16 protein-coding genes and 2 pseudogenes are annotated in these 19,284 nt (G+C 66.3%); 8 read left to right on the forward strand and 10 right to left on the reverse strand.

The annotated features are described in order from the left end of the window. Positions 1 to 24: 24 nt before the first annotated feature. Positions 25 to 672 carry a CGNR zinc finger domain-containing protein gene (locus ACV22W_RS14065; protein ID WP_448019940.1) on the reverse strand — a complete coding sequence of 216 codons (648 nt, stop codon included), beginning with the start codon at positions 670 to 672 and terminating at the stop codon, positions 25 to 27. A gap of 259 nt (positions 673 to 931) precedes the next feature. On the opposite strand from ACV22W_RS14065, the gene ACV22W_RS14070 reads away from it, so the two are divergent. Then, a complete protein-coding gene (locus tag ACV22W_RS14070) occupies positions 932 to 1,315 on the forward strand; it encodes a VOC family protein (RefSeq protein WP_448019941.1) in 384 nt (127 codons plus the stop codon). 180 nt (positions 1,316 to 1,495) lie between these two features. Here ACV22W_RS14070 and ACV22W_RS14075 read toward each other — a convergent pair whose 3' ends face one another. Continuing rightward, a complete protein-coding gene (locus ACV22W_RS14075; RefSeq protein ID WP_448019943.1) occupies positions 1,496 to 2,344 on the reverse strand; it encodes an ureidoglycolate lyase in 849 nt (282 codons plus the stop codon). Positions 2,345 to 2,992: 648 nt separating this feature from the next. Here ACV22W_RS14075 and ACV22W_RS14080 point away from each other — a divergent pair. Continuing rightward, positions 2,993 to 3,817 carry an IclR family transcriptional regulator gene (locus ACV22W_RS14080; RefSeq protein WP_448019945.1) on the forward strand — a complete coding sequence of 275 codons (825 nt, stop codon included), beginning with the start codon at positions 2,993 to 2,995 and terminating at the stop codon, positions 3,815 to 3,817. 212 nt (positions 3,818 to 4,029) lie between these two features. Next, complete coding sequence (locus tag ACV22W_RS14085; RefSeq protein ID WP_448019946.1) at positions 4,030 to 4,581, forward strand: hypothetical protein; 552 nt, start codon at positions 4,030 to 4,032, stop codon at positions 4,579 to 4,581. A 683-nt stretch (positions 4,582 to 5,264) separates the two neighbouring features. On the opposite strand, the gene ACV22W_RS14090 is transcribed toward ACV22W_RS14085, so the two are convergent. From ACV22W_RS14090 to ACV22W_RS14110, 5 genes are all read right to left on the reverse strand, one after another. After that, complete coding sequence (locus ACV22W_RS14090; RefSeq protein WP_448019948.1) at positions 5,265 to 7,622, reverse strand: bifunctional acetate--CoA ligase family protein/GNAT family N-acetyltransferase; 2,358 nt, start codon at positions 7,620 to 7,622, stop codon at positions 5,265 to 5,267. 571 nt (positions 7,623 to 8,193) lie between these two features. Further along, positions 8,194 to 8,490: an H-NS histone family protein gene (locus ACV22W_RS14095; RefSeq protein WP_059467298.1), complete on the reverse strand. Its 297-nt coding sequence runs from the start codon at positions 8,488 to 8,490 to the stop codon at positions 8,194 to 8,196. A 103-nt stretch (positions 8,491 to 8,593) separates the two neighbouring features. Then, positions 8,594 to 8,878: a hypothetical protein gene (locus ACV22W_RS14100; protein WP_448019950.1), complete on the reverse strand. Its 285-nt coding sequence runs from the start codon at positions 8,876 to 8,878 to the stop codon at positions 8,594 to 8,596. Between the two features lie 61 nt (positions 8,879 to 8,939). Continuing rightward, the gene (locus ACV22W_RS14105; protein ID WP_448019952.1) at positions 8,940 to 9,467 is read right to left on the reverse strand and encodes a BON domain-containing protein; all 528 of its coding nucleotides are present in this window, start codon (positions 9,465 to 9,467) and stop codon (positions 8,940 to 8,942) included. A 21-nt stretch (positions 9,468 to 9,488) separates the two neighbouring features. Then, positions 9,489 to 11,021 (reverse strand): sigma-54 interaction domain-containing protein, encoded by a 1,533-nt coding sequence (locus ACV22W_RS14110; protein ID WP_448019953.1) that lies wholly within the window; start codon positions 11,019 to 11,021, stop codon positions 9,489 to 9,491. 326 nt (positions 11,022 to 11,347) lie between these two features. On the opposite strand from ACV22W_RS14110, the gene ACV22W_RS14115 reads away from it, so the two are divergent. Further along, positions 11,348 to 12,751 carry a GntP family permease gene (locus tag ACV22W_RS14115; RefSeq protein ID WP_448019955.1) on the forward strand — a complete coding sequence of 468 codons (1,404 nt, stop codon included), beginning with the start codon at positions 11,348 to 11,350 and terminating at the stop codon, positions 12,749 to 12,751. Positions 12,752 to 13,101: 350 nt separating this feature from the next. Further along, positions 13,102 to 13,353, forward strand: coding sequence for a DUF4148 domain-containing protein (locus ACV22W_RS14120; protein ID WP_448019956.1), 252 nt, complete (start codon positions 13,102 to 13,104; stop codon positions 13,351 to 13,353). A gap of 48 nt (positions 13,354 to 13,401) precedes the next feature. On the opposite strand, the gene ACV22W_RS14125 is transcribed toward ACV22W_RS14120, so the two are convergent. Continuing rightward, positions 13,402 to 14,997 (reverse strand): thioredoxin family protein, encoded by a 1,596-nt coding sequence (locus ACV22W_RS14125; RefSeq protein WP_448019957.1) that lies wholly within the window; start codon positions 14,995 to 14,997, stop codon positions 13,402 to 13,404. 262 nt (positions 14,998 to 15,259) lie between these two features. Next, a pseudogene (locus ACV22W_RS14130) lies at positions 15,260 to 15,415 on the reverse strand (GNAT family N-acetyltransferase); the annotation flags it as partial. 268 nt (positions 15,416 to 15,683) lie between these two features. On the opposite strand from ACV22W_RS14130, the pseudogene ACV22W_RS14135 reads away from it, so the two are divergent. From ACV22W_RS14135 to ACV22W_RS14145, 3 genes and pseudogenes are all read left to right on the forward strand, one after another. Then, positions 15,684 to 16,060, forward strand: a pseudogene (locus tag ACV22W_RS14135) (phospholipase domain-containing protein); the annotation flags it as partial. A gap of 143 nt (positions 16,061 to 16,203) precedes the next feature. After that, positions 16,204 to 16,473 (forward strand): hypothetical protein, encoded by a 270-nt coding sequence (locus ACV22W_RS14140; RefSeq protein WP_040138862.1) that lies wholly within the window; start codon positions 16,204 to 16,206, stop codon positions 16,471 to 16,473. A 163-nt stretch (positions 16,474 to 16,636) separates the two neighbouring features. Next, on the forward strand, positions 16,637 to 17,629 hold the full coding sequence (locus ACV22W_RS14145; RefSeq protein WP_448019959.1) for a DedA family protein/thiosulfate sulfurtransferase GlpE: 993 nt from the start codon (positions 16,637 to 16,639) through the stop codon (positions 17,627 to 17,629). Between the two features lie 65 nt (positions 17,630 to 17,694). Here ACV22W_RS14145 and ACV22W_RS14150 read toward each other — a convergent pair whose 3' ends face one another. Then, the gene (locus tag ACV22W_RS14150; RefSeq protein WP_448019960.1) at positions 17,695 to 19,167 is read right to left on the reverse strand and encodes an OprD family porin; all 1,473 of its coding nucleotides are present in this window, start codon (positions 19,165 to 19,167) and stop codon (positions 17,695 to 17,697) included. Between the last annotated feature and the right edge of the window lie 117 nt (positions 19,168 to 19,284).

Below are 19,284 nucleotides of genomic sequence, written 5' to 3' on the forward strand. Positions count from 1 at the left end.
CATGACACGCTGCGCGCGCCGCCGTCACTCGGCCTTGTGATAGTGACGGTAAGCCTTCGCGCGATTGCCGCACGACGACATCGAGCACCAGCGGCGGCTGCCGTTCTTGCTGTCGTCGATGAACAGCCACTGGCATGCATCGTTCGCGCAGCGCTTGACCTTCGCGAGCCGCGTGCCGCCCAGCAGGTCCGTCGCCGACCACAGCACCGGGCTCAGCAGCCCCGCGAGCGTCGCGTCCGCTGCCCCGAGCCGCCACGCGTAGCCGCCGTCGATCCGCGCGAGCGCGACGCGCGGCGCCGCTTCCGCCAGAAAACCGCCCAGCAGCGCGAGATCGTCGGCTTGCGGCTCACGCCGCTCGGCTTGCGCGTGAAAGAGCCGATACAGCGCCTCGCGCAACGCGAGCGCGTGCGCCAGCATCGCCGGCTCGCCCCCTTTCTCCGTCACCTGTGCACGACACACGTCGGCCAGGCCGGCCGGCACGCCCGCCTGCTCGCGGCACCATGTGAACAGGTCGTCCAGCGCGCCGAAGGTTTCGGTCGGCGCGTCCGCTCCGCGCCAGTACAGCGTGTTCGCGAAATCGATGCTCAGCGTTTCGGACGGCGCCGGAACCAGGCAGTCCGTCGTGACGGAAGGTTGCGTTTTACTCATGACACGATCGTATCTAACCACCATGCCGGTTGACAAGTGTCGGGACGCTTTCTAACATAACCAGCATGGTGGTTAAAAAGGTTTGCTGCACTGACGTCCCCTCTTCAGTTCAAGGCAAGGAGCCACAGATGATCGATCGTTTTTCCTGCGACGTTGTCCACACCGGCCGTAGCCGCGCCTTCTACGACAGCGCGCTCGGCGCGCTTCGCTACAAGCGGCTGGCCTGGTGGCTATAAACGGTTTGCCGCACTGACGTTCCCCCCTTCAGTTCAAGGAGCCACAGATGATCGATCACCTTTCGTTCGGCGTTGCCCATATCGACCGCAGCCGCGCGTTCTACGACAGCACGCTCGGCGCGCTCGGCTACAAGCGGCTGTACAGCGACGACGGGGCCCTCGGCTACGGCACCAGCGAACCGGTGCTGTGGTTGCAGCACGCGGCGCGTCCGGTCGTCGCCGATCCCGATTCCGGGTTGCACGTGTCGTTTCGTGCATCGTCGCCCGTGGAAGTCGATGCGTTTTATCGCGCCGCGCTGCAGCACGGCGGACAGGACAACGGCGGGCCAGGCAAACGCGAGCACTACGGTCCCGGCTACTACGCGGCGTTCGTCGTCGATCCCGACGGATATCGGCTCGAAGCCCATTGCGAGCTGGACAACGTCGTCTGATCCGGTTCGCACCGACACCGGTGAATGACAAGGGCCCGATTTCGCATCGCGCGGAATCGGGCCCTTGTCTTTGCTGCATCGATGTCCGGTCCGTGGCGGCCACAGCCAATGACGCCCAAACGGCGCGGGCCGGGGTCGCGGTCGATTGCGCCCGCGATCCGGCTCGCGCCACACGCTCGCCTACTGCGCGTCGCGCGTGCCCTGCAATTGCTCGCCCAGCCCCTCGACCCCGAGGCGCACGGTCTGGCCAGCCTTCAGGAACACAGGCGACGGCTTGATGCCCATCCCGACGCCCGGCGGGGTACCGGTCGTGATCACGTCGCCCGGTTGCAGTGTCATGCAGGTCGACAGGTAGGCGATCAGTTGCGCGACGGTGAATACCATCGTGCGCGTGTTGCCGTTCTGGTAGCGGTGGCCGTCGATCTCGAGCCACAGGTCGAGGCGCTGCGGATCGGGCACCTCGTCGCGCGTCACGAGCCACGGGCCGATCGGGCCGAACGTATCGAAGCCCTTGCCCTTGTCCCATTGGCCGCCACGTTCGATCTGCCACTCGCGCTCGGAGACGTCGTTGACGACGCAATAGCCTGCGACGTAATCCAGCGCGCGCGCCTCGTCGACGTCCTTGCACGTCGCGCCGATCACGACGCCCAACTCGACTTCCCAGTCCGTCTTCACCGAGCCCTTCGGGATGTCGATGCCGTCATTCGGGCCGCAGATCGAACTCGTCCATTTGCCGAATACCACCGGCTCCTTCGGTACCGGCATGCCGGCTTCGGCCGCGTGATCGGCATAGTTCAGACCAATGCCGATGAACTTGCCGACGCGCCCGACGCACGCGCCAATGCGCGGCTCGCCAGGGACCAGCGGCAACGTGGCCGGGTCGATCGTGCGCAGGCGCGCGAGAGCGGCGTCGGATAGCGCGTCGCCGACAAGATCCGGCACGTGCGCGGACAGGTCGCGAATCCGGCCGTCCGCGTCGAGAATACCGGGCTTTTCCTGGCCGGACGGACCATAGCGAAGCAGTTTCATCGTGCTTAACCTCTGTTGTCGAATGTGACAGGATACCGGCCGACGCAGCCGCCTATGGCCACGCGCCGGACTGAATGCCGATCGTCGATGACGCGCGTCGGCGCCGCATCCGGCAGGCCAATCGACACGCGAGGCTCGCGCTGGCGCAGCGATCGCGGCGCCGCACCGGAGTGCGACGCGCATCGAACGGGCGGCCGCCGGTCTGCGCATCGGCGACGACGGCCCGGCATCCGCGACACGTGCCGGTCGGCTTCACGCGCGTCCACGCCGTCGCTGGCCCGCCGCTCTTTGTACCATCGGCGGCCCGCCGTGAAATGGCGCGCGACGGATAACGACTATTGGTGCGCCTGCGGAGATTGCACCGCAACATCGGGCCCGCCGGACCATTCGGCTTTACGCCAAAAGCCACTGTCCGTCGACACCGAAAGATGAATTGCGAATATTTCTTAGGACCCTGTCATCGGGAACGATATGTGATCCGTTCTTGCTGGGTAACGATCGGTAATAAGACGCTGCATTGCCCACTGAACGTTTGTTGTTAAGCTCGCGCCGATGGCAGTCACATCTGCATGCGGCTTCACGAATCCGCGTGCAAAACCGGTCTGCGTGCGTCGCCCTCCGATTGGCAATCCCCGGACTTCCTACCCCATGACGCAAACGACCAATAACCCGCTCCCCAGTAGCGACGCACGGGAGTCGATGGGCGCAGCCGACCGCTATCGCGCGCCCGCGCTCGACAAGGGTCTCGACATTCTCGAACTCCTGTCGGAACAGAAGGAAGGACTCACCCGCACCGAAATCACGAAGGAACTCGGCCGCAACGCGAGCGAGATCTACCGGATGCTCGAGCGTCTCGTCGCACGCCGTTACGTGATGCGCTCGAGCGGCGGCGACCGTTATACGCTCAGCCTGAAGCTGTTCGCGCTCGCGCATCGGCATCCGCCGATGAACCGGCTGATCGCCGAAGCCTTGCCGCTGATGCAGCGCTTTGCCGACGCGGCCGAACAGTCGTGCCATCTGACCGTCTACGATCGCGGCAACCTGCTCGTGATCGCGCAGGTGGACGGCCCCGGCCCCTGGGGCGTGTCGGTGCGGCTCGGCTCGCGTGTCGGGCTCGCCGATACGGCATCGGGGCGCGTGATGCTGTCGTTCCAGGGTGCCGAGCAGCGTGCGCACATGCTGGCCGAGCATCGCAAGGTCAAGGGCGAAACCCCGATGAACGAGCAGGAGCTCGCGCACGCGTGCCAGTCCATTCGCCAGTTCGGTTACGTGCGCCAGGACAGCCGCCAGGCATACGGCGTGACCGACCTGAGCGCGCCTATTCTAGGCCCGGCCGGCCATGCGATCGCGGTGCTGACCTGCCCGTACATGCGCCGGATCGACGCGCATATGGCGCCGTCGGTCGAGGTGGCCGTCGCAGGACTGCGCGATATCGCAGGCCAGTTGTCGATGTGTCGCGCGGAGACTTGCTGAGCGTTGCAGAACTGTCGAGCGCGCTGAAGGCGGTCGTTCGGGCACATGGCCGGCGGATCGTGCAGGTGGGTCGGCGTGCGATGCGTGCCGGCCGCGCGGGCTCTCGTACCAGCATCCGGCAGACCGTTTCCGGATGCGCGGACGCCGCGCTACGCTAGAATAGCGGCCCTCTCAAAAACTACGACGGCCGGCTGTCGCGGCCGTCGTATCCGATGGATGTCATGGCCAAACTTCTGAACGATCAAGAATTCCAGCGTTTCTCCGAACTTCAGCAGAAGCAGGCGAGCTTCACGATCACGCCCGAGGAAGCGGACGAGCTGCGCGACATCGTCGCGCGCGCGCAGAAGAAGCGCGACGACCGTGCCGAAGCGATGCGCGCGATCGAGAACTACATCGAGCAGTTCGACATCACGCCCGACGAACTCTTCTCGCCCGAGCAGATCGGCGAGGCCGCGCGCACCTACGGCCTCATCACGGCCACCAAGAAGGAGCGCACGCTGCCGCCGTCGATCACGTTCAACGGCAAGCCGTACCAATGGACCAAGACGCTTCCGGACGACGTGCGCGGCGCGCTGTTCGATGCATTCACGTCCGGCGAATCGGTCAAGCGCTTCATCGCGATGCCGAAAGACACCGCGCGTTGCGCCCTGACGATCGCCCGGCTCGAGCGCGAAACCGGCGGCGTCTATGCCGACGCGCACCTCGAAGAACTCGCGATTTCGCGCGACCAGGTGAACGACGCAGCGGCGAAGCTCGCTGCATAAATACCATCGCGGGCACGGTTCATGCGTGCCCGCACCGGCGCCAACGCCGGCAGAAACCTGCGCCGCGCCAGCCGGAGCACTGCGTCTGCAGGCTCCCGAATAATCTCACCGAAGCATCCCGTAAGTGCTCACCTGAGCATCCCGTAAAAGCTCACCTGAAGCGCCCGGAGACGCTCACCGGCCCTTCCCGAATGTCCTCACCGACGCATCCCGCAGACGCTCACCGCCCCTTCCCGGAAAGGCTCACCGGGGCTTCCTGCAAGGGCTCACCGACAGCTTCCGCGAAGGCCGACCGGGTGCTCCCGTATCGACTCGCCCGATTGCCCCCGGAAATGCTCACCTTCGGCTCCTGAAAATCCTCACCTTTGTTCCGTTTCCGATGCTGCCGGTGCGCAGCTCGGGCGTCAGTGAGCTCAAATATGGCGCCGGGACCGATGGTACGCAGAGGTCACCAGCGCGCGCATCCGCCCGCCGCGGACGCCATGACCCGATGCACTCACCCTTCCCCGCAGGTCGCGAAGCCAGCGCTTTACCGATCCGCATATTGGACCGAAAGAGTTGAACGATCTGCATTCCGAACTACAACCAATTCGCTCCGTCGCGACTGTGAATCATCGACATCGCGCGTTCCGCAGCGGCTGCGCACGATACCGCCGGACGTTCGGGCACGCTTGCCGACGCGATTACGGTTGCAGCTTCATCCTGAACCCGACCACCCCGGGTTCCTCCGTCGTCGACACCTCGAAACCGCAGGATTTCGCCAGCGAGATCATCGCGGTGTTCTCGCGCAGCGCCTCGCCCACCATCCACGCGGTGCCACGCGATCTCGCGTAGTCGATGATGCGGGCCATCATCAGCCGACCGAGCCCCTTGCCCTTCTGATCGGGCCGGACAGCGATCGCGAACTCGGCGGTCTCGTTGTCGGGATCGGTAACCGCGCGCGCCACCGCGAGTGTGTGCGACCGGCCCGACACGTCGGTGAACGACACGATGAAGGCCATCTCGCGGTCGTAGTCGATCTGCGTCATGCGCGCGACTTGCGAATGGTCGAAGCTGCGCACCGCGCCGAAGAAACGCATCCGCAGATCGTCCGGCGTCATTGCGCCAAGCAGCTCGTTGTGCGCTTCCTCGTCTTCCGGACGGATCGGCCGGATCGTCACGGTCTCGCCGCGCCAGTCGAGCGTCTGCTCGAGATGGCGCGGATACGGCATGATCGCGAGCCGGCTGCGCCCGGCCGCCAGCGTGACGCGCGGCGCGACCACGTATGCCCGGTCGGAGAGCACACGGAGCGTGACCGACATCGCGACGACCTCGCGCACGTCGCAAACGACCTGCGACAGCGCCGTCAGCGCGTCGAGCGTGGGTTCGACGGGCGTGCGGCGTGCATACGGCGAACGCTCCATCACCACGCGGGCGAGCACCGTATTCAGCGGCGGCAGCCCGTACACTACGAACGGCGCCGATACGCCGTCGGCCGGCGGCACGGCATAACGAAACACCGGGCCGAAGTTCGAATCGTCGTACATGTCGACCGTGACGTCGACGACTCTGGCACCCGCCGACGCATCGGCCGGCTCGCCGTGCACGCCGAAGTGGGACAGCCAGCGCAACGCCGCTTCGCCGGCCAGTTCATGCTCACCGGCCTCGACCATCCGCCGGGCCTCGGCCTGCGCGGACGCAACGCACTCGGCCGGCTGCAGCGGCGTGCCCTCGGGCGTCTGCATCAGCAACTGCCGGCCGAGGTTGTAGTCGACGAGCCGTGCGTATGCGCGCGCAAGCCGCTGCGGTGTGGTGTGCACAGGAATGCCGTTCGCGTGCAGTGCGTCGCGCGTCGCCGCGTCGACCGCACCGAAGAAACACGCGAAGATGCCGCGGTACGCGTACTGCCGCGATTCGATCAGCGTGCGCGCGACCGCATCGGCCGGCGCGCTGTGGGACGTCGAATGCACGACGAACAGCGTGCCCGTTTGCGGAAACGGCGCAAGCGCCTTGATGGCGGCGCCGAAATGCTCGGGGCGCGCATCGTCGCCAAGCGTCAGCGGATTGCCGGGCCCGCCGAGATGCGGCAGCGCGGCCGCGACCGCCGACGTCGCCTCGGCCGGCCAGTCGGCCAGCACGTCGCGCACCTCCGCGACCGCATCGACCGCGAGTTTCGCGACGCCCGCGTCGCTCGTCACAAGTGTCGCCGCGCCGCGCGCTGTGACGCGCCCGACGCCGAGCGTCTCGATCTCGTCGAGCAGATCGTCGAGCGCATCGACACGCACTATCCCCGCACGCTGAAACGCCGCCGTGTAAAGCGCATCACCGGGATCGGCGCGCCCGGTGCGCAATGCGAGCACCGGCTTGTTGCGCGCCGCCGCACGCGCTGCCGACATGAACTTGCGCGCGGCATACACGGTGTCGAGCTCGAGCAGGATCGCGCGCGTGCCGGGATCGCTCGCGAGGTAGTCGAGCACGTCGCCCGCATCGACATCGGCTTCGTTACCCAGCGCGACGACATGTGAAAAGCCGAGGCCTCTTGCATCGGCCCAGCCGAGCACCGCATTCGTCAGCGCGTTGGATTGCGATACCCACGCGACGCCACCCGAGCGCGCCGTATAGGCCGGCGCGCCGAAATGCGCATGCCGCGCGGGCGACAGCACGCCGAGACTGCCGGGCCCGACGATACGGAGCACGAACGGCTTCGCGGCCTTGAGCGTGCGATCGAGCGCGGCGCGGTCGGCGTCGGTGCGTGCCTCGCCGACGATCACCGCGACACGCGCGCCGATCTCGCCGAGCTTGCGCACGATTCCGGCCCACGTGGCGGGCGGCGTGCAGATCACGGCGACCGAGGGCGGGGCGGGCAGCCGGTCGACATCGGCCACGACCGCGTACCCGTCCAGCTCGCGATACTTCGGATTGACGGGCCACACGGGCCCCTCGAACGCGCCGTCGAGCACACGCGCCCACACCATCGCACCAATACTGCCCGCGCGCGACGATGCACCGACGACGGCAACGGACCTGGGCTGGAACAACGCATCGAGATGGCGGACGGTCACATCGGCTCCATACGGTAACGAAAGACGACCCGACCGGCGCGCTCGCCGGATGGCCGTGCGCTGGTCGACGCGAACTCCAAGCATAGGCGAACCCGATGCGGCTGCCTATATGCCGAACGGCCAACTGTGCGATGCGCATCAATGCACGCAACATGGGCAGGTCGCCAACGTCTTCGCACGACGCAACGGGCGAAGGCGACACGACGCGGTCATCCGTTCACCGCTTCAAAGGTGAGGATTTACAGGAGGCTTGGTGAGCAAGTTCGGGAAATGCAGGGCACGCAGTGCAAATGCGCGAGAGGTGATCGCAATGGGTGGTACGTCTGCACCGCGCAGATCGAGAACGCCAATGCGCGCATGCCGTGTAATTGCAGGGTTGTTTACGGGAATTCGCGGCGATATCCGGTCTAATCGCGGCGAATTCGCAAAACGATGTCCGTTAATCGCGCGCCATTCGTGTTCAACTCGCGATTTCGAATCGCGCTGCGGCTGCCCAAAAACAAAACGGTGCGCCGGCCGCATGGCCGTTCGCACCGTCAGTCAGCGCATGAAAGGTGAGGGTTTTCGGGAGTCAGTCCTTGATCAGGAAACGTGCGCGGTTCTTGCCGAGCCATGCAGGCGCCCGCCCGCGGCCACTCCATGTTTCGCCCGTCTTCGGGTTCAGGTACTTCGGCGGCAACGGACGCTTCGGTTTCGCGGCAGCAGCGGCGCCGATCGGTCGAAAACCGAGCTCTTCCGCGGTAATGTCGAATTCCTCGATTTTCGCCCGAATGGCGGCAATCGCATCGGCAATCGCCTTTTCGCGCTCCTTGTCGATCTTTTGCTGAAGTCTTTCGAGCTGCGCTGTCAGTTGCCTGTAGGTCGCCATATGGATGGGACTCCGTGAGTGTTATTCATGAAAAATAGCCAACTCCAAGCGAATAGAAAAGCGCTTCACCCGATTACGGTCTCCTTATCCGGTCATGTCGGGGTCAATAACCGCTTTTCTTCTTGCATGCGAAGAGAAGATTTCGCAGTGCGTCATCGGTCGATTGCTGGAGGACGTCGAATTCTCCATTGCAGATGGCTCGGGCATTGTCCGTGCAATTGCTCCAGTCGCTGCCGGCGCACTGCACCTGTGTAGTCGGGCGTCCGTCCGAAGTGAACAGTGGCGCCCCGCCGCCGCACCCGCCGAGCCCCGCAACCAGGGCCAACAATCCGGCCCGGCGCCAATGCGTTCGAGGCCACCGACAGACCGACGCAAGCATGTGTTTCATTGTTCTTTCCGTCAACCGATTTTTTAATGCCGCGAGTATGCCATGCACCGCCGCCAGGCGTTCAGTCAGGTGTTCGGTCCGGCCGGCCGCGCGTCTTGTACGGCACGGCCCGGTGCGGATCGTCGGTGATGCGAACGAATACCTGCTCGACGTCCGGAAGCGCACCGAGTTCGCGCTCCAGCGCCTGCCGATCGAATGCCGGATCAGCACACCCTTCGACATAGATGAAGCGCCGCTGCACGGTGATCCACAGGCTCGTGCCCTGGAGACGTTCGGTGCCTGCGAAATGCGCTTTGGCCGCCTCGGCGATCGGCGCGTCATACATGTAGGAATTCGGTTTCGTGCAGCGGTGGGCGAGCCAGCAGGTGGTCCCGCGCTCGACGCGGTAATGCGCGTCGTCTTCCATCTCGGCGCGTGTCATCCACGGGCCGAGCGGCAGCGGGCATTCGGCGAAGCCTCGCGACAGCGCGACGAATGGATCGTTGTACCAGTTGCGCCGAACCGCCGGCGCGTCCGCGTCACCGGCCTGCGCGAGCGAGGACGTCGCCACCAGTGCGGCCAGCCATCCGGCAATCGCGATTCGCTTCATCGTCATCTCCTGTCGGGCACTTCACCGGTGCCGTTCGTCATGTCCGCGCGCATCCACCACCGCTTGCTCCCGCGCGATCCCGAGCGCCGTCAGTTTCTTGTACAGCGTCGCCCGGCCGATGCCGATACGCGCGGCCGCTTCGACCACCTTCCCGTCGCAGGCCGCAAGCGCGTCGATCAGGAACTGGCGCTCCCACGCGGCCAACGCATCGGCATACGAAACGACCGGCGCACCATGCGCCCCTGCTGTATCGCCCGCATCCTGGCCGATCGGCGACGGAGCAGCCCGCGTGCCCGCCGGCACGCCGTCCGGCACCACGCGCACCGGCCCGAGGAACGGCGCGAGCGCACCCGCATCGATCACCGAACGATCCGACAGCATCAGCGCACGCTCGAGTGTGTTGCGCAGCTCGCGTACGTTGCCCGGCCACGGGTACGCGCACAGCATCCGCAGCGCATCGTCGGTCAGTTCGCAGTGCGCAGCGCGACCGTGCTGCGCGGCCAACTCCTCGAGCGTCGCATAGACGAGCGCCGCGATGTCGGACGCCCGCTCGCGCAACGGCGGCGCGTGAATCGTCAGCACATTGAGACGGTAATAGAGATCCGCGCGAAAGCGGCCGGCCTCGACCAGCGCGGGCAGGTCGGCCGACGTCGCGGCGATGATCCGCACGTCGGCCCGCACGATCCGGTTCGAGCCGACCGGTTCGAACTCCTTGTCCTGCAATACGCGCAGAAGCTTGCCCTGCAGCGGCAGCGGCATGTCGCCGATCTCGTCGAGAAACAGCGTGCCGCGATCGGCCAGCTCGAACTTGCCGACGCGCCCCTTGCGATCGGCGCCGGTATACGCGCCCGGCGCCGCGCCGAAGAATTCGGTTTCGAGCAGTGTGTCGGGAATCGCGGCCACGTTGACGGTCACGAGCGGCTGGAGCGCGCGCGCCGAGGCCGCGTGAATCGCATGCGCAAGCAGTTCCTTGCCGGTGCCCGTCTCGCCGAGCAGCAGCACCGGCGAATCGACCTGTGCGGCGCGGCGCGCCTGCCGCTTGGTTTCGAGGCTTGCGGCGCTCGTGCCGACGAAACTCGCGAACGTGTATTTCGCACGGCGGGCCTGCGCGAGCGAACGCTGCGTTGCGATCAACTGCTGCTGAAGCTGCACGTAACGGGAAAAGATCGGCGTGAGCGTCTTCAGCTGATCGAACAGTGCGAAGCCGATCGCGCCGACCGTCTCGCCCGCCTCGTTCTTCAACGGCAAGCGCGTGACGACGAGCGGCTCGCGGCCCGTCTCCATGATGTCGAGCAGGATCGGCTGTCCGGTCGACACGACCTCGCGCATCAGGCTGTTCGGAATCACCGCCTCGCAGTCGAGGCCGACCGCCTGCTGCGGATCGGCGAACCCGAAGCGCGCCGCATAACGCTCGTTCATCCACACGACGCGCGCGTCGCGATCGACGACCACCGTGCCCGCGCTCGAATCCTCGAAAGTCTGAAACAGCGACTCGGCGGCGCGCCGCAGCACGTCGCCGTAATTGACGGGCAGGCGGGCCCAGTCGTTCATCATCGTGTCGTTGTCTCCGCGTATGCTTGGCCGGACGTCTCCGGAACGAGACGCAGTATCTCATTTTGGAGACGCCCCGGAATGCCTTGTCCGGGAAAGCCCTGCCCGATTCAGCAAGCGGTCCTGGCGGCCGAATCGTCTCCCGATGGAGACGATTTATGTAGAATCTTCAGACATTGGCCGGCGCGGGCCCGCCGGCCTGCGCCGGATCCACGTCCGGCGGCGCAATCCGGCCGATGGCACGAAACCTGCACGAACCTGAGCCGGTTCGCGGCGCATCCCGCGATCGAACAACAACCAAAGCCATTCCAAGCTATTAGGAGACTCCCTTGTCTTTCGTAATCGTCCTCGCCGCGCTGGCGTTCCTGATGTTCGCCGCATATCGCGGCTACAGCGTGATCCTGTTCGCGCCGATCGCCGCGCTCGGCGCGGTCCTGCTGATCGAACCCGCCGCCGTCGCACCGGTCTTCTCCGGCATCTTCATGGAGAAAATGGTCGGCTTCGTCAAACTGTATTTCCCTGTCTTCATGCTTGGTGCCGTGTTCGGCAAGGTGATCGAACTGTCCGGGTTCTCCGAGTCGATCGTGCATGCCGCGATCCGCTACATCGGCCGCTCGCGTGCGAATGCGGTGATCGTCGCGGTGTGCGCGCTGCTCACCTATGGCGGCGTGTCGCTGTTCGTCGTGGTGTTCGCCGTGTATCCGTTCGCGGCCGAACTCTATCGCCAGAGCAATATTCCGAAGCGTCTGATGCCCGGCGCGATCGCGCTCGGCGCGTTCTCGTTCACGATGGATTCGCTGCCCGGCACGCCGCAGATCCAGAACATCATCCCGACCACGTTCTTCAAGACGACCGCCTGGGCCGCACCCGTGCTCGGCACGATCGGCTCGCTGTTCATCATCGTCGTCGGCCTCTCGTATCTGGAATGGCGCCGCCGTTCGGCGATGGCGAAGGGCGAAGGCTACGGCACGTCGCTCGTCAACGAGCCGGAGCGCGTCGAAGCGACGTCACTGCCGAATCCGGCGCTGGCGATCCTGCCGCTGATCCTCGTCGGCGCGTCGAACTTCACGTTCACGAAACTGATCCCGCAGTGGTACGGCGCCGCGTCGTACACGGTCGCGCCGGACGTGTTGCCGGGCGTGCATACGCCGGTCACGACGTCGATCAAGACCGTCGTCGCGATCTGGTCGGTCGAGGCCGCGCTGCTGCTCGGCATCGTGCTGGTCGTCCTGACCGCGTTCAAGCGCGTCAGCGACCGCTTCGCGGCCGGTTCGAAGGCCGCCGTCGGCGGCGCGCTGCTCGCCGCGATGAACACGGCGTCGGAATATGGTTTCGGCGGCGTGATCGCCGCGCTGCCGGGCTTCCTCGTCGTCAGCGACGCACTGAAGAGCATTCCGAACCCGCTCGTGAACGCGGCCGTATCAGTCAGCTCGCTCGCCGGCATCACCGGTTCGGCGTCGGGCGGCATGAGCATCGCGCTCGCCGCGATGTCGGACCTGTTCATCAAGGGCGCGCAGGCGGCCAACATTCCGATGGATGTGCTGCACCGGGTCGTCGCGATGGCCAGCGGCGGCATGGACACGCTGCCGCACAACGGCGCGGTCATCACGCTGCTCGCGGTCACGGGCCTCACGCACCGCGAGTCGTATCGCGACATCTTCGCGGTCACCGTGATCAAGACGCTGGCGGTGTTCTTCGTGATCGCCGTGTACTACACGACGGGTCTCGTGTAAGTCTCCGCATGCGGCGGCGTTCCGAACGCCGCCGCGCCGCGTCCGGCCGCATCGCCGCGACGCGCCGCACCCTCCCGACACCTCCGCATGCAAGCCAAGTCGGATCACCGGGGGTTCTCATCCGCCGGCTCATCCCCCGTCCGATCGGAGCCGCACAGCGCCACATCGCCGCGCGGCCCGCACGGCTCGACGCCCGTCACGCACCGCCATCCATTGTTACCGGCAGCAAAACACTGCGTTGGGCGCGATCGCATTTTTCGCGCGCGTGGCCGGGCCTACACTGCTTTCAACCGCCGCCGCTTCGTCGAACGAAGGCCGGCCGCACAGTTGGAAACATGGAGGTCACGATCATGAAGCGCCTGATTCACGCAGTTGCCGTTGCCCTGGCCGTATCCGCGCCGCTCGCCGCGCAAGCGCAGTCGAACCCGCCGCTCACGCGCGCGCAGGTTCACGCCGAAGTGAAGGCGCTCAAGCAGGCCGGCTTCCAGCCGAGCGACTGGTTCTACCCGGCCAGCATCGTTTCCGCCGAAGCGAAGATCGCCCGTCAGCAGAGTGCCGGGTATGGCAGCGACGGCGGTGCATCGTCCGAGTCGAGCCACTGATCACCGTCACGACGCGGTCGTCCGATCCGACCGCTTCCGCGCAGGTCATCACGCCTTCACCGGCTCGATCAGTCTTGCGCATGCGGCTGCCTGCGGATCGCCCGCGGGCAGTTTCGCGCACACCGCGTCGAACTGCTTCACGACCGACCTGACCGACGCGTCGTGCGCGCCGCCGCCGCGCCAGCGATTCAGTTGCGTGACGACCTTGGTCAGCGCGCGCAGGTTCGCCCCATAAAACGCATCCTTGGTCTTGCCGGCCTGCGCGAGCACGCTCGCAGCGATCGCCTCGATCCGCGCCGAATCGTCCGGTGCCAGCGCAACCGCATTCGCGAAATAGGTCGCGCCCCAGCGCAGCTTCGTCGCCGGGCCGCTCGCCGAGTCGTACGCCTTCCGGTACCAGTCGAGCGCCGCGGCCTTGTCGCCGCGCGCCTTCGCATTCGCCGCCAGTCCCGACATGAAGTAGTACGGTGTCGCCGAACGCAGCAACTCGGCCTTCAGCAAGACGTCGGATTCGTCGTACAGCCCTGCGTCGGTCAGCGTGTCCGCCGCTTCGCTGACAAGCGCCTGCCGCTCGTACGCGTTCGCGGCGCCCCGCACCGATGCCGCGATCTGCTTGCGTGCGGTATCGACCAGCGCCGGCGCGGCAAGCGGCGCGCCGGCGTGCGCATCGTCGCGCGCGAGCAGCACACGGCCGTGCAGTGCCATCAGACGGTCGATCGACGACAGCGTCGTATCCGTCGACAGGCGCGCGAGCGCCGTGTCGTACGCGCCGCGCAGTTTCGTGCGCTGCGCGGCGTCGCCGCCGAGGTATCCGACCACGCGCGCGGGCGCCGCGACCAGCACGTCCGAATCGGCTCGCGCCAGTGCCGGCTCGCGCAGCACCGCGCGCAACGCGTCGGCGAGCGCCGCCTTGTCGAGCACGCCGGCCTGTGCGGGATCGTCCGATGCCGCCACCACTGCCGACTTCAGCGCGAACCGCGCGGCGTCCGCCTTCGCGCCGGCCGCACGCGCCCGTTGCGACAACGTCTGCAGCGTCACCGCGACACGGTCGGCCGGCACCGGCAGCGCGCCGTCGGTGTCCCAGGAATAGTCGGCCAGCAGATGCCATTCGGCCGGCATCAGCGCCGCGCCGTCGTTCAGCGCGGTCGCGAGCGTCTGCCGCACCGGATGCGCGGCCGTCATCCCGAACGACAGCGCCTGCATGTAGCGGTCGAGATCGGCCTCGCCCGGCAGCCGCGTCACCTCCGTGCCGTCCGGGCGGAACAGGATCATCGTCGGATAGCCGTGCACCTTGAAGCGCTCGCCGAGCTTCTGCGCGCTTTCCGTATCGCCGTCGAGATACACGGGCACGAAGAACGACGAGCGGGTCTTGAATGCCTGCTGGCTGAAGATCGTCGATTTCACCTGGTTGCACGACGGGCACCACACGGCGCCCCAGTACAGCAGCAGCGGCTTGCCGGTGCGCTTCGCGAGCGCGAACGCGGCATCGACGTCGCCCTGCTGCCACGCGATGCCGGGCGGCAGATGCGCGCCGTCGCCCGACGGGCTCGATACGGCGGCGCCCTGCGGCGCGGTGGTGGCGAACGCCGCACCCGCGGCGGCGAACAGGCAGGCTGCAGTCACGTTACGGAGAACGGTTTTCATCGAGACGGGTTCCGTTGAAAGAGACGGTTGCGGGAAACGGCCCCGCGCGACGGTCGGAATCGGTACGTCGGCGACGGTCGGTCCATGCGCACGAAGCGGCGAAACAACGAAGGGCATCGACGGATGGCACCACGCATGCCGGAATCGGCATGCGCGTCACGCAGGCATCGACGCGGAAAGCCACGACCGGCAAATCGCTCGACGATACGATCCACGCGGCCGATTGAAAACGAACGAATCCTCGAATGCATATGACGTGCGCTCATACGCCGTCGCGCAATGCATGGTCCGGCGCGTCGCCTTCGATCCGGAAGCCGTGCTTTTCACACAGCGCCGCCACCGGGTTGTCGACGAATACGGTCAGTTCGAAACGCGTGACGTTCAGCCAGTCTTCTGCAAGTTCGATCGTGGCGGCGAGAGGTGCGGCCGCGGAAGCCGCACGAACGCAACAACACATCGAGCTTATCCGATTTCATGCGAATGAAACGTGGTCGACGCACAAGTCTATTACGTTGCACGCGCAGCTACATTACGTCATGTCGCCTTCGAGAAATCGGTGATTTCCTACCGCCGTCACTCGCACTAACCGGTAATTTCCGACCATTCCAACATCCTCACCGCGCGTCGCCTATGCGCCGCGCACGCAACGTCACGAATGCGGCAGGCCGTGTCATTTCAGCATCACAAGCGCGCAGGTCGATGCCGGCAAGGGCACTCTCGAACACCGGTTCCCCGCCTGCGACAAGCCGAACCTCGGCCACGTACCGCGCCGCCACGTCGTCGAACCGGGCAAGGCGCTGCGTGGCGACTGGGCGACACTGGCCGACGGCGGCGGGAAGTAATATGACCCGTGGGTGCTCGGCCCGAACGGCTATCACCGCCGCTTCACCGGCACCTCGCCCGCCTGACCGGCGCGCACACGCCACATCCGGAAATCCGGGTCGTGCATGCGGGCACAAGCGGCGCCCTGCATCGGCGGCTTCGCAACGATGGCGGCAGCACGGCGCGCTTCACGTTGAAGTCGGCCGATCCGGCTGAAACGCCCGCCCGGCGCGGCTCAAACATCAGAGGGATCGGTGGTGCAACCCTCAATTCGGGTCCACGAAAATGCTCCGTATTGCGGCCCGTTCGCGTTAAACTTCGTCAAGCTGCATTCAACAACGACATCTTCGCCAATCTGGCACACACGACACGAGGATAGGTTCGATGCGCACTACCGGCTCATCCGGGGCAATGACCCTGCTCACCGAACACGACCCGGCCGACGGCCGCGAACTGCGCTCGCTGAGGCTCGAATCGACCGGCGACGGCAAGAGCGTGCTGCTGATCGAGATCGACGAACGCAAGCCCGGCATTCACCGCGAGGTCCGCTACGAGATCACGCCGGCCGAGCTGATCGCGGCGATCCGCTCGCACGGCGCCGAGCTGCCCGGCGAAAACCACGGCGCCGCCTCGCTCGCCCGCACCCCTTCCTGATGTCGAACGGTGAGCCGCGTGCAATGCACTGGCTCACCGTTCTGTCCGCATTTCCCTGCCGCCGTCAGGCGCTTTCCGTCATTCCCCTCCGCCCGCTTGAAAATGGCCGATAATCGGCCCATTCGCGTACCTTCCTCACGCGCTCCCTTTTCGGCCAGCCGTCATGCTCCGTGACCTCGTCGCCCAATACGGGCCGCTTCTCGTCTTCGCCAACGTCCTGGCGGCGGCCATCGGCCTGCCCGTGCCGGCGATGCCGACGCTCGTGCTGTTCGGCGCGATGGCCGCGATGCATCCGGCGATGATCGGCTCGCAGCTCCTGACGGTGCTGGCGCTGTCGGTCCTCGGCGCGCTGATCGGCGACACCGTGTGGTACGTCGCCGGGCGGCGCTACGGCGGCACGACGCTGAAGACGATCTGCCGGCTGTCGCTGTCGCGCGATACCTGCGTGAGGAAAACCGAACGCTTCTTCGGCCGCTACGGCGTGCGCGTGCTCGCGGTCGCCCGCTTCATCCCGGGGTTGTCGCTCGTGTCGGTGCCGATGGCCGGCGCGCTCGGCACGCGCTATCGCACGTTCGCCGGCTACGATGCGCTCGGCGCCGCGCTATGGACGACCGTCGGGCTCGTCGCGGGGCTCGTGTTCTACCGGCAGATCGACTGGCTGTTCGCCGGCGCGAGCCGGCTCGGCCGGGCGGTGCTGCTGGTGATCGTCGCGCTGCTGGCCGTCTATGCGGCCGTGCGCTGGATGCGCCGACGTGCGCTGATTCGCCAGCTCGCGAGCGCGCGGATCGGCGTCGACGAACTCGATCTGCTGCTGCGCGATCCGGCCGCGCCGGTGGTGCTCGACGTGCGTTCGCCCGAGCACCGCAAGCTCGACCCGTTCACGATTCCGGGCGCGCAGTTCGCGGACGAGCGGCACATCGAGGACATCGTCGCGCGCTACCCGTTCTCGCAGAAGTTCGTCGTGTATTGCTCGTGCCCGAACGAAGTGACGGCCGCGCTGATGGCCAAGCGCCTGCTCGACGCGGGCTTCACAGATGCGTTGCCGCTTCGCGGCGGCCTCGACGCCTGGCGTGACACGGGCCGCCAGCTCACGTCGCTGGTGGAAGACATCCCCGCCGCGAACGATCCGATGGCGGGGTTGCACAAGCCGGCCTGATCGAACTGACTGCAGGCCGGCCGCACGAAGCGAACAATGTTGAAGGGGCGTTGCGCCCCCTTCGATCAGAACGCGTGCAGCGGCACGTTCACGACCAGGCGGTATTCCTTGTTGGTCGCGTCCGAGTAGTGCGCGGAACCGTTGTGCCACATCGCGATGAACGTGACCTTCGTGTCCTTCAGCTTGCCGCTCTGGAACGTGTACGACGGGATGAAGCCGAACTCGTGGTGACGGCCCTGCACCGGTGCGCCGTTGCTCCAGTAGATGCTCGACTTGCTCGGATCCGCCGCCGCGCCCGCGCTCGCATCCGCGCCCCAGCCCGTCACGCCCCACACCATCGCCTTGAAGCCCGGCAGGCCCGCTTCCTTGCCGTAGAACGTGTAACGCAGCTGCAGCGACTTTTCGTGGGGCGCGTTGTAGTCGACGTCCATCGAGTTGGTCAGGAAGATGCCGTTGGTTTCGTTCAGGTAGTCGAAGAACTGGTCGCCGAGCACCTGCTGATAACCGAGCAGCAGTTCGTGCGGGCCGTGTTGCGCGGCCAGCGACAGGCTGTACGCGTTGTTGTTGATCTTGCCCTGCAGCGCGTCGCCCGTATCGTGCGTGGAGTAAACGTTACCAAAGCCGGTCCACTTGATCGACTTCGTATCGCCAATGCTGTGCTTCACCGACGCGTAGTACTGGTGCCACACGTCATCGGCCTGGTTTGCGTACAGTGCGACTTCGCCGTCCGGCGAGTAGTCCCACGTGCCGCCAACGTAGGTCAGGCGATTGACGCGCGTGCCGCCGTACTGCGTCGTGAGGTTGGTGAGCGTCGTGTGGCCGCGCGCATCGGTCTTCGTGAAGCTGCCGGCCTCGAGCATCACGTTCTTGAATTCGTTGCTGACGATCGTCGCGCCGAGGAACGTCGGCGGCAGCGCGCGGTTGTCGTGCTGCTCCATGAACGGGTTGTCGACGGCCTGCAGACCGTACTTGATCACCGTGTTCGAAATGCGCGCCTTCACGTCGTAGATACCCGGATAGGCCCACGCGAGCTGGTTCGAACCGCCGCCGCCCTTCGCGATGTGCACCATGCTGCCGGCGCCGGCGCCGCCGTCGAGCTTCAACGCCGCATACAGCGACGCGTCGAAGCCGATGCCGATCAGGCCGGTCGTGTAGCCGGACTCGAAGTTCGCCATCGCACCCTGGACCCACGCGTGACGATGCGGTCCGCCCTTGTTGTCGAGCGTGTCCGCATAGTTGCGGAACAGGAAGTTCAGGTGGCTGTCTGCGATGAAGCCGTTCGACTTCGACTGCGCCGAAGGCTCATCGGGCGGCGTAACGGCCTGGTTCGCCTCGGCGTTGACAACGGCGTTCTGGGTCGTTGCCTGCGCAACCGTCGCGCTGGCGCCGGCGGACGGCGCGGCCTGCGCGACCGTCAGCGGTGCGGGGGCCGCGTCGTCGGCGTGCGCGACGCCGCTCAGCGATACGCCGGCAAGCGCAGGCAAGCCCCATGCAAGCAGCATCTTCGATGCCGTCCCGATCGTCTTTTGCTTTTTCATCGTCATTCTCGTCTTGTGTTGATGTCGTCCACGCCGGTTGCGATCCGCTTCCAGCCCCCCGGCGAGCCCGGTTAAGGACGCGCCTTTACCCGCGACGCGAAGATCGTTCGCGCCACA

This window comes from Burkholderia sp. AW49-1 (assembly GCF_053427845.1).

What these genes read in the sequence shown, in the direction of transcription:
- ACV22W_RS14065 (WP_448019940.1), bottom strand. Translation starts at nt 672, where the DNA reads ATGGTGGTTAGATACGATCGTGTCATGAGTAAAACGCAACCTTCCGTC.
- ACV22W_RS14070 (WP_448019941.1), top strand. Translation starts at nt 932, where the DNA reads ATGATCGATCACCTTTCGTTCGGCGTTGCCCATATCGACCGCAGCCGC.
- ACV22W_RS14075 (WP_448019943.1), bottom strand. Translation starts at nt 2,344, where the DNA reads ATGAAACTGCTTCGCTATGGTCCGTCCGGCCAGGAAAAGCCCGGTATT.
- ACV22W_RS14080 (WP_448019945.1), top strand. Translation starts at nt 2,993, where the DNA reads ATGACGCAAACGACCAATAACCCGCTCCCCAGTAGCGACGCACGGGAG.
- ACV22W_RS14085 (WP_448019946.1), top strand. Translation starts at nt 4,030, where the DNA reads ATGGATGTCATGGCCAAACTTCTGAACGATCAAGAATTCCAGCGTTTC.
- ACV22W_RS14095 (WP_059467298.1), bottom strand. Translation starts at nt 8,490, where the DNA reads ATGGCGACCTACAGGCAACTGACAGCGCAGCTCGAAAGACTTCAGCAA.
- ACV22W_RS14100 (WP_448019950.1), bottom strand. Translation starts at nt 8,878, where the DNA reads ATGAAACACATGCTTGCGTCGGTCTGTCGGTGGCCTCGAACGCATTGG.
- ACV22W_RS14105 (WP_448019952.1), bottom strand. Translation starts at nt 9,467, where the DNA reads ATGAAGCGAATCGCGATTGCCGGATGGCTGGCCGCACTGGTGGCGACG.
- ACV22W_RS14110 (WP_448019953.1), bottom strand. Translation starts at nt 11,021, where the DNA reads ATGATGAACGACTGGGCCCGCCTGCCCGTCAATTACGGCGACGTGCTG.
- ACV22W_RS14120 (WP_448019956.1), top strand. Translation starts at nt 13,102, where the DNA reads ATGAAGCGCCTGATTCACGCAGTTGCCGTTGCCCTGGCCGTATCCGCG.
- ACV22W_RS14125 (WP_448019957.1), bottom strand. Translation starts at nt 14,997, where the DNA reads ATGAAAACCGTTCTCCGTAACGTGACTGCAGCCTGCCTGTTCGCCGCC.
- ACV22W_RS14140 (WP_040138862.1), top strand. Translation starts at nt 16,204, where the DNA reads ATGCGCACTACCGGCTCATCCGGGGCAATGACCCTGCTCACCGAACAC.
- ACV22W_RS14145 (WP_448019959.1), top strand. Translation starts at nt 16,637, where the DNA reads ATGCTCCGTGACCTCGTCGCCCAATACGGGCCGCTTCTCGTCTTCGCC.
- ACV22W_RS14150 (WP_448019960.1), bottom strand. Translation starts at nt 19,167, where the DNA reads ATGAAAAAGCAAAAGACGATCGGGACGGCATCGAAGATGCTGCTTGCA.